The 12,992-nt window shown below is 66.0% G+C and carries 11 protein-coding genes, 2 pseudogenes and 1 riboswitch; of the genes and pseudogenes, 6 read left to right on the top strand and 7 right to left on the bottom strand.

Going from position 1 to position 12,992, the window contains the following annotated elements:
• Window positions 1-171 precede the first annotated feature (171 nt).
• Window positions 172-954 carry a nitroreductase family protein gene (locus tag EMO90_RS00130; protein ID WP_150353320.1) on the top strand — a complete coding sequence of 261 codons (783 nt, stop codon included), beginning with the start codon at window positions 172-174 and terminating at the stop codon, window positions 952-954.
• Between the two features lie 296 nt (window positions 955-1,250).
• On the opposite strand, the gene EMO90_RS00125 is transcribed toward EMO90_RS00130, so the two are convergent.
• The gene (locus EMO90_RS00125; protein WP_223849658.1) at window positions 1,251-2,093 is read right to left on the bottom strand and encodes a glycosyltransferase; all 843 of its coding nucleotides are present in this window, start codon (window positions 2,091-2,093) and stop codon (window positions 1,251-1,253) included.
• Window positions 2,094-2,192: 99 nt separating this feature from the next.
• On the opposite strand from EMO90_RS00125, the gene EMO90_RS00120 reads away from it, so the two are divergent.
• From EMO90_RS00120 to EMO90_RS12795, 5 genes and pseudogenes are all read left to right on the top strand, one after another.
• Window positions 2,193-3,155 (top strand): glycosyltransferase, encoded by a 963-nt coding sequence (locus EMO90_RS00120; protein WP_150353228.1) that lies wholly within the window; start codon window positions 2,193-2,195, stop codon window positions 3,153-3,155.
• Between the two features lie 109 nt (window positions 3,156-3,264).
• Window positions 3,265-3,418: riboswitch (FMN riboswitch) on the top strand.
• A 6-nt stretch (window positions 3,419-3,424) separates the two neighbouring features.
• Complete coding sequence (locus tag EMO90_RS00115; protein WP_150353229.1) at window positions 3,425-4,000, top strand: ECF transporter S component; 576 nt, start codon at window positions 3,425-3,427, stop codon at window positions 3,998-4,000.
• Window positions 4,001-4,087: 87 nt separating this feature from the next.
• Window positions 4,088-4,951, top strand: a pseudogene (locus EMO90_RS12805) (energy-coupling factor ABC transporter ATP-binding protein); the annotation flags it as partial.
• 30 nt (window positions 4,952-4,981) lie between these two features.
• A pseudogene (locus tag EMO90_RS12800) lies at window positions 4,982-5,731 on the top strand (energy-coupling factor ABC transporter ATP-binding protein); the annotation flags it as partial.
• Window positions 5,732-6,616, top strand: a complete 885-nt coding sequence (locus tag EMO90_RS12795) for an energy-coupling factor transporter transmembrane component T family protein (RefSeq protein WP_449495022.1) — start codon at window positions 5,732-5,734, stop codon at window positions 6,614-6,616. It abuts the pseudogene before it with no gap.
• 57 nt (window positions 6,617-6,673) lie between these two features.
• On the opposite strand, the gene EMO90_RS00105 is transcribed toward EMO90_RS12795, so the two are convergent.
• The 6 genes from EMO90_RS00105 to EMO90_RS00080 form a co-directional block, all read right to left on the bottom strand.
• Entirely contained in the window at window positions 6,674-7,882 is a 1,209-nt protein-coding gene (locus EMO90_RS00105; RefSeq protein ID WP_150353231.1) for a hypothetical protein, read from the bottom strand.
• Window positions 7,883-7,963: 81 nt separating this feature from the next.
• On the bottom strand, window positions 7,964-9,190 hold the full coding sequence (locus EMO90_RS00100) for a hypothetical protein (RefSeq protein WP_150353232.1): 1,227 nt from the start codon (window positions 9,188-9,190) through the stop codon (window positions 7,964-7,966).
• On the bottom strand, window positions 9,187-10,389 hold the full coding sequence (locus EMO90_RS00095) for a hypothetical protein (RefSeq protein WP_150353233.1): 1,203 nt from the start codon (window positions 10,387-10,389) through the stop codon (window positions 9,187-9,189). The genes EMO90_RS00100 and EMO90_RS00095 overlap by 4 nt, the downstream gene beginning before the upstream one ends.
• Before the next feature lie 119 nt (window positions 10,390-10,508).
• Window positions 10,509-11,360: an ABC transporter ATP-binding protein gene (locus EMO90_RS00090; RefSeq protein WP_150353234.1), complete on the bottom strand. Its 852-nt coding sequence runs from the start codon at window positions 11,358-11,360 to the stop codon at window positions 10,509-10,511.
• A gap of 57 nt (window positions 11,361-11,417) precedes the next feature.
• Window positions 11,418-12,233: a hypothetical protein gene (locus EMO90_RS00085; protein WP_150353235.1), complete on the bottom strand. Its 816-nt coding sequence runs from the start codon at window positions 12,231-12,233 to the stop codon at window positions 11,418-11,420.
• Window positions 12,217-12,831 carry an RNA polymerase sigma factor gene (locus tag EMO90_RS00080; RefSeq protein ID WP_150353236.1) on the bottom strand — a complete coding sequence of 205 codons (615 nt, stop codon included), beginning with the start codon at window positions 12,829-12,831 and terminating at the stop codon, window positions 12,217-12,219. Before EMO90_RS00080 ends, EMO90_RS00085 begins: the two co-directional genes overlap by 17 nt.
• Window positions 12,832-12,992 lie beyond the last annotated feature (161 nt).

Below are 12,992 nucleotides of genomic sequence, written 5' to 3'. Positions count from 1 at the left end.
GAACCGGTACGATGATTCTAACGCGCCGCGCCGGCTCGACGCGCAAGATGACTGCAATCGTTTTCACCATCGCGATCGTTTTCAATAGGCAAACCGTCCAACCCGAGACGAGATCTTGGTCACATCCCGCGCGGCGGGCACGCCAACGCGGGCGGTGCGGGGATAATGGAGATCATGGAACATACGCAACTCATTGACGCCATCGATATCCGCACCTCCATTCGCGCCTACGACCCGGACGAGATCGCAGAGGATCAGGCCCGGCAGCTCCGCATGACGCTGGACGCGATCAACATGCTTTCCGGACTCGACATCCAGCTCGTGCTTGACCAGCCGAAGGTCTTCGCGGACGCCAACGCCTCCGGCCACTTCACCAATGCGGCCAACTATCTCGCGCTCGTGGGTCCGAAGGACAACGACGAAGCCCGCGAGAAGGCCGGCTTCTACGCCGAGCGCGTGGTGCTTGCCGCCACGCTGTACGGCCTCGGCACCTGCTGGGTGGGCGGCAGCTGGAACCGCGAAGAGGCGGCCAGGCACTGCCAGACCGGCCGCAGCAAGGAGCTCTACATGGGCGTGGTGATCGGCCATCCGGAGCACCACCTGACGTACACGTCCAAGAAGTTCGAGGAGCTCGCCGAAATCCAGCGCACGCACCGCGAATCCAAGTCGTACGAGGCGTTCACCCGCACCATGTCAGCCGAGGCACGCGAGGCCGCCCCCGACTGGTTCAAGGCCGGCGTGGAGGCCGCGCGCAAGGCGCCCAGCGCCCGCAATGGCCAGCCGATCCTGTTCTCCTGGGATCCGCAGACCGGCACGGCGATCGCGCAGATCGACCCCGAGCTCAACGGCCCCACCGCGACGAACGATCTGGGCATCGCCAAGCTGCACTTCCAGATCGGCGCCGGCTCCGGCGAATGGGGCTGGGGGAACGGAGCGATGTTCATCAAGCAGTGACGGCCATCGCGCCATTGACATGAGAAGGCCCATTCGCTCGAGCCTGTGCTTGGGCGAATGGGCCTTTCGCGTAGCTTTCTCGCGAAGTGGGGGCGGATTTGGCCCTTTGCACAGCGCTATACATCATAGTGGGGGCGTCCAAGTTGAGCCATTGGCGGGCTTTCGGATATCCGAAGGCCCATTCTCAGGCCTTTCGGCCTTGTTGCGGCCTGTCAGGACGCCCCCACTGTGATGTATATCGTCATGCAGATCTCCAAATCCGCCCCCACTTTGCAAAATAGGCCCAAAACCACGGCCTACCTGCCCCTGAGCGCCACCACCGCACGGTACGCCCACCGGCGCGGCCCCGTGGGCACCAGCCGGTAGACGGCCCGCACGGCTACGTTTCGGATGAACTGCGGAACCGTCACAAACCCCATACCCAGAAACGCCCGCTGCAGGCCCAACTCTCCAAGGAACATCGACCATCCCCCGCGCCGGGCGTACGCGCCGGCATCCACGCGGTACAGCACCAGCACGTCCTGCACGTTGCGCAGATCGGCGCCGCGCAGGATCAGACGAGCCCACAGCAGATAGTCCTCGAACCGCCCGGCATGCTCGGGGTATCCCCCGGCGTCCATCACCACGCTGCGCCGGAAGGCCACGCTGGGATGGTGCAGCGGCGACTGCATGCGCGCATACCGCTTCAGCTCCGGCCCTCCCGCGGGCAGGGTGCGGACCTGACCGCGTTCCACCTTCCCTTCACGCTCCGCGAACTCCTGGATCGACGAGCCGACCACATCCGCTCCGGCCTCCAGCACGGGGATCTCCACGGCGTAGCGGTTGGGCAGCGCGATGTCGTCGGCGTCCGCGCGGGCCACCAGATCGTGCGCGCACACCTTGAGCCCCGCGTTGAGGGCCGCGGCCAGACCGCCCGACTGCGGCAGCCTCACCACATCCACCCGGATGCCCACGGCCCCAAGCATGTCCGGCAGACGGGTCAAAAGGTTCTCGATCGGGGCCGGCACCTCGCCGTCGCGCACCACCACCAACTGGGCCGGGCGCCTGGTCTGTTCGATCGTATTGGATTCCACCGCACGGCGGAAGAACATCGGGGAATCGCCGCCATAGACGGGCAGCAGCACCGAAAAATCTTGCATGAGGCCCATCCTAGCGCGGCCCCGGCTGCTTGAAGCCGGTCACCCGGATCAAACGTGTACGGGCGGACCGACCGATAGCCCGGTCGTTATAATGACGCTGTGAACACAGCAACCGTTACCGCAGTAGTCGTTTCGTACAATCGCCCGCAGCTCCTGAAGGAGTGCTTGGACGGGATCATGGCGCAGAACCGCCCGGCGGACCATGTGATTGCGATCGACAACGCCAGCACGGACGATGCGGCCGATGTGGCCAAGGCACATCCGGTGGGCGCACGCGTGGTGGAGCTCACGCGCAACTACGGCGGTGCGGGCGGTTTCTGCGCCGGCATGGCGATGGCGCTGCAGTCCACGCCCCAACCCGACTTCCTGTGGGTGATGGACGACGACACGATCCCCACGCCCACCGCTCTCAACGAACTGCTCAAGGCCGCCCAGGCATGCCGCGACGCCAACGGCGAGCTGCCGACGGTTCTGGGGTCGAAGACGCTGTGGGTGGACGGCCGCGAGCACCCGATGAGCCGCCCCCGCCCGCGCACATGGACGTTCCGCGGCGAACGGGATCTGCCCGGCTGCGAGGGCGCATTCCAGGCCCGTTCCATGTCCTTCGTCTCCTGCCTGGTGGACGCGCACGCCATGGCGGCCCTGCGCGCTCTGCCCAGAACCGCCTTCTTCCTGTGGAACGACGACTTCGAGTTCACCACGCGGCTGCTGAAGCGGTCGCTGGGCTACTACGTGCCGTCCAGCGAGGTGGTGCACAAGACCAAGGTGTTTGGCTCGTCGGACGCCGACCCCGGCATGCGCTTCCGCTTCGAGGTGCGCAACAAGCTGTGGATGATGCGCTGGTGCGCGCAGGACTTCACCGCACCCGAGTACGTGGAGTTCCTGCTCAAGACCGTGCGCCGATGGGTGCTGACCTTCGCCCGTTCGTCCGATCGCGCGCTGCTGCGCCGCAGCGGGGCGGAGGGACTGCGCGAGGCGCTGGGATCGCGCCCGGCCCCGAACGCCGAGCTGCTGGCTGCCGAACCCGAGGCGGCGCAGGCGGTTCGCGCCGTGGAGGGCTGAGACCCGGGGATGTTTCTCCGATCTCTCGATCTCCCGGTCTCCCGGTCTCCCGGTCTCCCACGGCGGACATTACCGACGCGCCCGTCCACGCATGGTGTATAGTGGCGACTGCAAGTTTCAGGGAAGGTGAAATTCCTTACTGGCGGTAACGGCGGCCCCGGCATTCACAACGGGATTGACGCCCAAGCCCGCGACCCGCGAAAGCGGCTGATCCGGTGGGATTCCGGGGCCAACGGTTACAGTCCGGATGGAAGAAACGGGGTGCTCATATGAGCGTGTCTTCGCCTACCTCCAATCATTCCACCGGCGTCTCGGATTCCGGACGCTGGTCCACCAAGCGCATCGCCGTGTATGCGCTGTTCGTCGCGCTCACCATTGTGCTGAGCTTCGTCGAATTCCCCATCCTGCCCGGCGTGCAGTGGCTCAAGTACGATCCCTCCGGCATCGTGGCCCTGGTCGCGGGCTTCGCGTACGGCCCGGCCGCCGCGGCCATCGTGTCCGTGCTCGGCTTCGTGCCGCATGTGTTCACGGACCCGTGGGGCGCCGCCATGGCCATTCTGGTCTCGCTGGCGCTGAGCCTGCCGGCCGCGTTCGTCTACAAGGCCAAGCGCACCCGCACGGGCGCCGTGATCGGCATCGTCGTGGGCGCCGTGGTGGCCATCGCGGCCGCGATCGTGGGCAATTTGATCGTCTCGCCCTTCTACTTCAACATGCCGGTCTCCGCCGTGGTGCCGATGATCGTGCCGATCCTCCTGCCGTTCAACATCATCAAGATGGCGATCCACGGCGTGATCACGTTCCTGATCTACAAGCCGATCTCCAACCTGCTGGACAAGCGCGCGTAGCACCTCGTGACCGCAAGCGTGGGGCATGGTTTCGCCGGGCATTCGCCACCGGTCGGGCCATGCCCCACGCGCGTATCCGTCCACCGGATGCCGGTCGTCGCCGATCAACGCCTCGTCACCCCGACCTCCCGTCATCTCCCGCGCCCCGTCATCGCCATCACCCCGCCATCCCCTATGTCCCGAACGGAAGAACCTGTGACATCCCCCGACATGACATCCCCCGCTTCCGCACCGCTCCCCGATTCCACGCCGGCCATCCGTCTGCGCGGCGTCCGTTTCCGCTACCACGACGTTGCCTCGTGGGCGCTGGACGGCATTGATCTGACCGTCCGCCGCGGTGAATACGTATGCGTGGTGGGAGCGAACGGCTCCGGCAAGTCGACGCTGGCGCTCATCATGGCAGGTCTCACCGCCCCGGACGACGGCACAGTGGAACTGCTCGGCCACCGCGTGTTCAGCGGACCGTCCGTCGCCGGGATCGGCGCAAGCAGTGCCGCCGACGGCAGCGCTCTCGGTGCGCATCCGGACGCATACCGGGCCGCCCGGCACCACATCGGCATGGTGTTCCAGAACCCGGAGGATCAGATCGTCACCACGGTACTGGCGGATGATGTGGCGTTCGGCCCGGAGAACCTCGGCATGGCGCGCACGGACATCGCCCGGCATGTGGATACGGCCTTGGCCGCCGTGGACATGGCGGACCATGCGCCGGATGATCCCACACGCATGTCCGGCGGGCAGCAGCAGCGTTCCGCGATCGCTGGCATGCTCGCCATGGACCCCGAGCTGCTCATCCTCGACGAGCCGACCGCCATGCTGGACACGGCCGCCCGGGCAGACATTCTGCGCATTCTGGACAGCCTGCACACGCGGGGCACCACGATCGTGCACATCACGCACAGCGCCGATGAGGCACGTCGGGGCGGGCGGATCGTCACTGTGGCGGACGGCCGCGTGACCGATGACCGGCCGGCCGGCAGCATGCCGGATGACAACGTGTCAGCTGACAGCCGTCCGAACATGCGCGGCGCCACGGCCGAGGCATCCACCGATCGGATCGCTTCCCCAACCGACGGGGGTGCGTGCGTCCGGAGCGCGCCGGGCACCGTCCCCGCCATCGAGGTCTGTCATGTCTCCTTCGCCTACTCCCCCGACGTTCCGGTACTCGCCGACCTCGATCTGACCGTGGCGCGCGGCGAGACGGTGGCGCTCATCGGCCGCAACGGCACAGGCAAGTCCACGCTGGCCCGCATGATCTGCGCGCTCGGCAAGCCGCAGTCGGGCAGCGTGACGGTCAACGGCATCGACGTGGCGCATGCCGGCAAGCGTGAACGGCGCGAGCTTCGCCGGCATGTGGGCTATGTGATGCAGCATCCCGAGCGTCAGCTGTTCGCGGACACGGTCCGTGAGGATGTGGCCTACGGTCCGCGCAATCAGGGGTTATCCGCCGACGAAGTGGAATCCCGCGTGGACGCGGCGCTCGATCTGTTGGGCATCGCGCATCTGGCGGATCGTTCCCCGTTCGACCTGTCGGGCGGCCAGCAGCGTCTGGCGGCCATTGCGGGCGTGATGGCCTGCCGGCCGGACATTCTGGTGATGGACGAGCCGACCGCCAGTCTGGATGCGGTGGCATCGGCGCGCATCCGCGAACTCATCCGCACGCTGCACGCCCGGGGCGTGACGATCGTGCTCATCACGCATGCACGCGAGGAGCTGTCGCTGGCCGATCGGGTGATCGACCTGTCGCATCGGCGGCCCGCACCGCACACGCGTGCCGCCGCCACCGCCACGGCAGGGCCGGACTCTACGCCCGCCGTCCCGTCTGCCGGCAACGGTCACGGCATTGGCCAACGATCCTCCGACGTGGTGTCCCGCATGGATCCGCGCGTCAAAATGGCATTGACGCTGGTGCTCATGTTCTCCGCGTTCACCATCCGTTCCGGCTGGCAGCTGGTTGCGGGAGCCGTGCTGGTGGGGGCGGCGATCACCGTAGCGCGCATCAACCCGTTGCGTCTGCTGGGCGCGGTGCACCCGTTTCTGGCGCTGTTCGCGGTGACGGGCGCGGTGAACGTGTTCTTCGTGCATACGGGCACGCCGGTGTGGCGATTCGGTTCGGTGACCATTACGGACAACGGCCTGTGGACGATGGTGATCTACGTGCTGCGTTTTGCGCTGGTGATTCTGCTGGGCGCGGTGTTCCTGACGCGCACCACGCCCACGCAGATGACCGACGCGTTCGAATCGCTGCTCTCGCCGCTTTCCCGGCTTGGCGTGCACACGCACGAGCTGTCGCTGGTCATGTCGCTGGCCCTGCGGTTCATTCCCACATTGACCGACGAGGCAAAGGCGATCGCGGACGCTCAGGCGGCTCGCGGCGGCAGCATCGAGACCGGCTCGCCGCTGCAACGGGCCAAGGCGATGAGCGCGATCGTGGTGCCGGTGTTCGCCGGCACGCTACGCCATGCAGACAATCTGTCCCGCGCGCTGGATGCCCGCTGCTACGAGGGCGGCTCCGGGCGCACGCACTACCGGGCGATGGCGGTGGCCGGCCGCGACGTGGCCGCCATGCTGGCCGCCGCCGCATATCTGGCCGCGCTCGTGGTGCTGGCACTGTAGTTCGGCATCGTAAGGTCCCTGTCTCGCGCGCCGCTCAAGCCGCGACATTCGCCCCGCCTACTCGAGCAGTTCCTTGCCGCCCAGCCTCCTCACGCTAACGGCCCACAGCACGGCCGCAAGCAGCAGCACCGCAAGCAACGCCAACGGCTCCACGCCCGGTATGGTGATGAACTTCGCCATGGGGTTGGCGAACGTGAACGGTTGCCGACCGATCACACGGTCCAGCACGACCCCGATCGCAACGGCAACCGGAATGGCCGCGATCAGCATACGGATCATGTTCGGCCGGGCGCGAATGATCCAGCCGGCCAGCAGTCCGCTCGCCGTGCCGGCCAGTGCCGCGGTCAGCACCACCGCCGCAAGATACTGCCCGACGGTCCAGTCGAACCAGATGAGAGGCGGATTGTAGGAGATCAGGGAGATGCCCAAGCACGGCCGCAGCGCATTCGCCGCCCATGCCGCCCACAGTCCCGCGATCGCCAGCGACAGTGCCGCGCAGGAGACACCCACGGCGATGACCTGCGCCCCCAGTGCGTTCCGTCCGGTCTTCGACGCCCATTGCAGCTGGCGGATGTGCAGCTGCCGGTCCCGTGTGAGTATGGGTGCGATGAGGATGATCACGCTCACGCCGATCGCGGTGAACACTATGGGCGCGCTGTCCGTGACCGTCGACTCAATGTTGAGATCCAGCATGGTGCGGGAACCGTAGGCGGCCGCAATCCGTTCGACGCGTCGTTTGGCCAACGGCGGCAACGGACTGCGCGGTACGTCGCCGAATCCCAGATAGGATGCGGCCCGGCTACGGATCTGCGATGCGAAATCCTCGGGGCTGTCGCCGGTGGATTCCAGCAGCGCGGATATGCGACTGACCGCTTGGACCGACGGCAGGCCGGTCAGCGTGTCGATCAGCGCCACATCCTCGTCGCTCGGCGTGCGCGGAAACCGTGCGTTCCATAGTTCGAAACCCGCCATGTCCGTAATGCCCTTTGCCTTGGCGGCGGGCACGGCGGCTATCTGCGCATCGGCCTTCGGCACGAGCTCCCGGTATTGCCGTTCAAGCTCCGGTCTGGCGGTTTCGACCGTCAAGCTGTACACGGTGCTTTCCGCGATCGGATCATCGTCTCCGGCAGGAGCGCCTCCATGTACGAGCAACGGCGAGGAGCCGATCATGAACAGCGCCGCGAACGCGCACACCAGCGCAATGCCGGCGAGCGGCAGCGGCCGCCAGATCTTGCGCAGTTCCATGAGTATCAGGCCCATCGACATGACTCGTCTCCTTTCCTTGGAATCAGGCTTCTGGTGTACCGGTCGGCTTGCCGCAGGGCACGCCGAACGGCGACAAGCCGCTCAATCGTTCGGCAGTTCGCAGTGCCGAATCCGCCGGGCACTGACCGTCCACAGAGCGGCGGCAAGCGCGAGCATGGCCGTCAGTGCCATCGCCTCCGCGCCGGGGACGGGGATCCTTCCCCCGAGCGGATTGCTGAAGTGGTACAGGTATGGTCCGATCACGAAGTTGATGAGGCAGGCCATGGCGGCGGCGAGCGGAACGGTGATGAGCAGCATGCGGATGCCGTTGGACTGCGCCTTGACGATCCACACCGTAATCAGGCTGCATGCGGCGGCGGCCAGCATGGCGGTCAGCGTGTAGGCGACGAGCCATTGCAGGATGGTGCCGTCGAACCATGCGGGGTCCCGGTACATCGCCGAGTCGATGCCGTAGCCGAGGATCGGCCGCATCTGTGCGCCGAGCCATACGTTCCACAGCGTTCCGACGATCAGTCCGACCAGCGCCGCCGAGATGCCGATGGCCAGCACCTGCGTCGATCGGATGCCCCGGCCTGTTCGGGACGCCCATTGCACGGCCGTCATGCGAAGCTGTCGGTCGCGCGTCAGGGGGAAGGCGGTGAGGATCATGGCGCAGAGCGCGGCCGTAAGGAGCATCCATTTGCCGCTGTCCTGCAGGGTCATGACCACGTTGTATTGGAGTATACTGCGCTGGTTGTAGTGGCTTATGATGTCGTCGATGCGGGCCGTCACCGTGGCGGGCAACGTACCGCACGGGTAATCGTCGGCGTTGCGGAAGTCGTAGCAGGCCTGGCCCAGCAGCTGGGATCGCAGAGCGTCCGGGCTGATGCCCGCCTGACTTTGGATGAGTTCGAGGCCATTGATTCTGCGGTAGGATGCCAGCCCCAAGACATAGTTCGTAACCGTCGGGTCGGTGTCTTTGCCTTCCGAGTACATGCGATCGGTCCATGCTTCATAGGCGGCGTAGTCGGTGATGCCCAGCTCTGTGGCCCGCGTGCTGACGGCCATGTCGGCGGCGAACGCCGCCCTGGCCTTGTCCAGTTCGGCTTGGACGGTCTGCTGCGCCTTCGCGTCGTAGACCGGCCCGAATTCGGCGCTTTGTGCCACTACATCCTCGCCTCCGTTGTGGAGGTAGGTGAAGTTGACGATGAAGAACGATCCGACGATGAGCACGGCCAACGTGCCCAGCAGCGGCAACGGCCGCCAGATCTTGCCCATTTCGGCACGGAAGACGCGCCACGTTGTGCGCCAGTTCGTGGTCCGGGTCATGTCAGGTCCTTTCTCGAGTATGCTTTGCGCGCCACAATGAGCGCAATGGCGAAATAGATGGCGGAAATCAGCGTCACCACGGTTTCCTGCCACGGGATCACGGCGTGCGTGCCCATGTCGGAGAACCATGCGTTCGCGTTGGCGAGCGCGTACATCGGTTGGAGTCCGAGCAGCTGGTAGGCCAGCGCGTCGGAGACGAACATCATGGCAATGAGTCCTGCGGCGGCGAAGCCCATCACCCCGCCGAACGCAGCGAGCACGTTGCCCAGAGCCATGCCGAGTGCGCCGGCGAACAGCGTGAAGGCGAGCGTGAACAGCGCGCCCAGGGCGAGCATGGCGAGCAGGTAGCCGCCCATGGTGAAGTCAGTCCAGGTGATGAACGGTTGCAGGCCGGCGTCCGTGGCCATGCCGAACATGCGGCTCGACACGTTGCCGCTCCATAGCCCGGGAATGCGGAAGCTCAGCAACGACGCAATCGCAAAGCCCGCGGCAAGGATGGTGTAGGCGGCGAGTGCGCATCCGATGCCGACGATGAGTTTGCGCGTCATGAGTCTGCGCCCGGCGCGGCTGGCGTTGGTCAGCGCGGTCATGCGGTGGAAGCGTTCGCCGCAGACGGCGTAGAGCACGATGAGCGAGCCGAGGACCATGCCTTCCAGCAGGAGCACCTGGATCAGGGTCGCGTTGACCGAATGCATCAGCGTGGTGACCCGTCCGGCAAGCAGGTCGTTCGTCAGGCCGGCGGAGGCCAGATGCTCGGCCCTGGGCTGGATCCATTGCGCCTTGATCTGCATCTGCAGGGCGAGGTGCGGGTGCCCCTGATCGTTGAGCTTGGCCGCGTATCGGTCTCCGGCTGCGATGGGGTCCCATCCGGCGTATCCCGGTCCCAGCGCGGATTGGATGTAGTGCAGCAGCCCGTCGCGCTCGTCGGAGACCGGCTCGGCTTCGAGCGCCGCGACGAACCGGTCGTCCACGGTGGTGCCGAGCCGTTGCGCCACCTGCGCCGTGTAGGCCAGATCGGAACGCCAGCCGCTCAGACCGCCGGCGGAGCTGAGGATGGCCCATGAGTTGAGCGCCAGACAGAGTGCCAGCAACGCCCACAGTGCGGGGAACCGGACGATCTTGCGCAGTTCCCAACGGTAGACGTCCGCTCTGGTGGCGTCTCCCGATGCGGTGTCCTTCCGCACGCGGATGCGGGGCAAGCGGGCGGCCCGTCCCTTGGCGCCCGCGTTCCGGGCCTTCGCGACCGAAATCCTTGCCGTACCGACCGTACCTGCCGTTCGGGGCGGCGAGGCCGATGTTCCATGCCGTGTCATGGGGATCACTCGCCGTAGATCATGAGGAATGCGTCCTCGAGGTTGGGGGCGACCTGCGCGATGCGTTCGCTGGCCGTGAGCGGCTGGAGCGAGTAGATGCGCTGCCGGGTTTCGGTACCGTATTGCACTTCGCTCAGCAGTTTCTGCCCCTCGCCGAGCGGAAGGCCGCTGGGCATCTCCCACATGTGTCCCTCGAGCTCGGCGCAGATGGTGGCCGGCGTGTCGCAGCGCAGCACCTGTGCGTTCTTGAGCATGATGATCCGCCCGGCGATCGTTTCCAGATCGGAGACGATGTGCGTGGAGAGGATCACGATGCGGTCCGCGGACAGGTCATGGATGATGTTGCGGAAGCGCACGCGTTCCTTGGGGTCGAGGCCTGCGGTCGGCTCGTCGAGAATGAGCAGCTGCGGTTCGCCGATCAGCGCCTGCGCGATGCCGACGCGCTGGACCATGCCGCCGGAGAAGGTCTTCATCTTCTTGTCCGCCACGTCCGAGAGTCCTACCAGACCGAGCAGCCGTTCGATGCGCTTGTCGGCCCGGGCGTGCCGTACGCCCTGCAACGCGGCGATGTAGCGCAGGAACTGGCGCGGCGAGTAGTTCGGATAGTAGCCGAAATCCTGCGGCAGGTAGCCGAGTATGCCGCGGTAGCGTTCGTCCATGGCGATGATGTCCTCGCCGTTCCAGCGGATGGAGCCGTCCGTGGGAAACAGGAGCGTGGCGAGCATCTTCATGAGCGTGGACTTGCCGGCGCCGTTGGGCGCGAGCAGACCGTACACGCCCTGTTCGAACGTAAGGTTGATGTCCCTGAGCACGGTGGTGCCGGAGAACGTTTTGGTGACATGTTCCACAGTGAGCATGATCGGAAGCCTTTCTTAAGGTTGTTGAGTGACGATATGACGATGAATGACGTTCGCTCAGAACGCCGGTCGCAACGCCTGGCCGTGTTCGCCGCGGGCCCGGTACGAAGCCTTGGCGAGCGACGCGGCGCCATAGCGGTTCAGTGACGCGCAGTACAGGATGCCTGCGGCGATGCCGATGCCCAGACACACCAGTGAGGGCAGTCGTTCGAGCCAGACGACCAGCTCGGCGGCGAACCACCAGCCCGCTACGCTGACGAGCAGCCAGACGGCCGGCATGATCGCGGCGCTAACCGGCCAGCTGCAATGCGCATCCACGGCAAGCTGGCCGAGCGCGAACAGGAACAGCGAGGAGAACGAGACGCCGAGGATGGTCATCGCCGACACCCTGGCACTGATCATCAGCGCGATGCCGATGCCGCACGCCGTGTCCAACACCACGGATACCGCACCGAACGTCAGCATGCGCACGGCGGCGATGCGGCGGAACGACCACTTGCAGGCCCTGAGCACGTCCAGCGTATGGCAGTCGCGTTCCTTGAACATGATGAGCAGGTGCACGCACTCGTACAGGAACGGGGACACGAGGAACATGAGCACGCAGAACCGGCCCAGACCGACGTCGCTCCACAGGGAAGACCCGCCGGCGCCAACAAACATCAGGCCCCAGACGCATGCGGCGCCGATCAGTCCCACGAAGACGCAGTCCCACACGCCGAAGAACAGGTTTCTGATGCCCAGCGCACGGACCACGTCCGTTACGGAGGCCACCAGTCCGGCTCGCTGCGGCATGCCACGCACGACGATCATGCCTATGCTCGCGTTCCGTTTGGCGCTGTCCGGATACGGTATGCGTTCATCGTTGGCGTTCATCGCCGAACTCCTTTCTCAACAAAGCCATCAGCCGGTAGTACCGCGCCTTGACGGTGGATTCGCTCTCTCCCGCCGCCGCGGCGATCTGTGCGAAACTCCGTTCCGCGTATAGGTGGAGCCGGAATACCTCCTGCGCAGCCGGGTCGCAGGATGCGACGCGTTCCTCGATGCGCTCGAGCAGATCGCGGTCCGCAGCGAGCTCGCTCATGTCCGGAATGCGCTCGTCCGGCAGATCCGTCCCGTCGAACGCGTCCGGTTCCCCGTCACCGAGGCCGCCGGAATCCAACGACACGGCAATGGGATGCGTCCGTCTGCGCGCATCGATCACCTTGTAGGCTGCAATGCGGTACAGCCACGTGGTGAACGAGGCCCGTGCTGGATCGTACGATGCCAGCGACTGCAACGCCGCGATGAACGATTCCTGCGTGAGGTTCATGGTCTCCTCGTGGTCGCCCACCTGCCGGTAGACGAAGGCGAACAGGCCGTCGTAGTGCTCGCGCACCAAGGCGTCCGCCGCACGCTCGGAGCCGCGAAGGATCCGGCGGATCCATGCGGCGTCCCGGTCCCTGCGCCGACTGCCCAATGCGGAGCCGAACATGTCATCTCCTTCGCGTTTGCCGGGCGGGTGCCCGACTTTCCGTCTCCAGTGAAGTATTCGAGCCGACCCGGGGAAAAGTTGCATGGCGTGTCGCGATCGGAGCGGCACTCCGGTCCACTGCCCGTCCGCTGCGCCGGCCCGCACATCGCGCCGACCCCGGA

Source organism: Bifidobacterium vespertilionis (assembly GCF_008698145.1).
GTDB classification, from domain to species: Bacteria; Actinomycetota; Actinomycetes; order Actinomycetales; family Bifidobacteriaceae; genus Bifidobacterium; species Bifidobacterium vespertilionis.
This window is presented reverse-complemented; position numbering and strand designations above follow the sequence as displayed.

Bases quoted from the DNA above. Each gene is read 5' to 3' on its own strand.
- EMO90_RS00125 (WP_223849658.1), bottom strand. From the start codon at position 2,093: ATGCAAGATTTTTCGGTGCTGCTGCCCGTCTATGGCGGCGATTCCCCG.
- EMO90_RS00115 (WP_150353229.1), top strand. From the start codon at position 3,425: ATGAGCGTGTCTTCGCCTACCTCCAATCATTCCACCGGCGTCTCGGAT.
- EMO90_RS00105 (WP_150353231.1), bottom strand. From the start codon at position 7,882: ATGTCGATGGGCCTGATACTCATGGAACTGCGCAAGATCTGGCGGCCG.
- EMO90_RS00100 (WP_150353232.1), bottom strand. From the start codon at position 9,190: ATGACCCGGACCACGAACTGGCGCACAACGTGGCGCGTCTTCCGTGCC.
- EMO90_RS00090 (WP_150353234.1), bottom strand. From the start codon at position 11,360: ATGCTCACTGTGGAACATGTCACCAAAACGTTCTCCGGCACCACCGTG.
- EMO90_RS00085 (WP_150353235.1), bottom strand. From the start codon at position 12,233: ATGAACGCCAACGATGAACGCATACCGTATCCGGACAGCGCCAAACGG.
- EMO90_RS00080 (WP_150353236.1), bottom strand. From the start codon at position 12,831: ATGTTCGGCTCCGCATTGGGCAGTCGGCGCAGGGACCGGGACGCCGCA.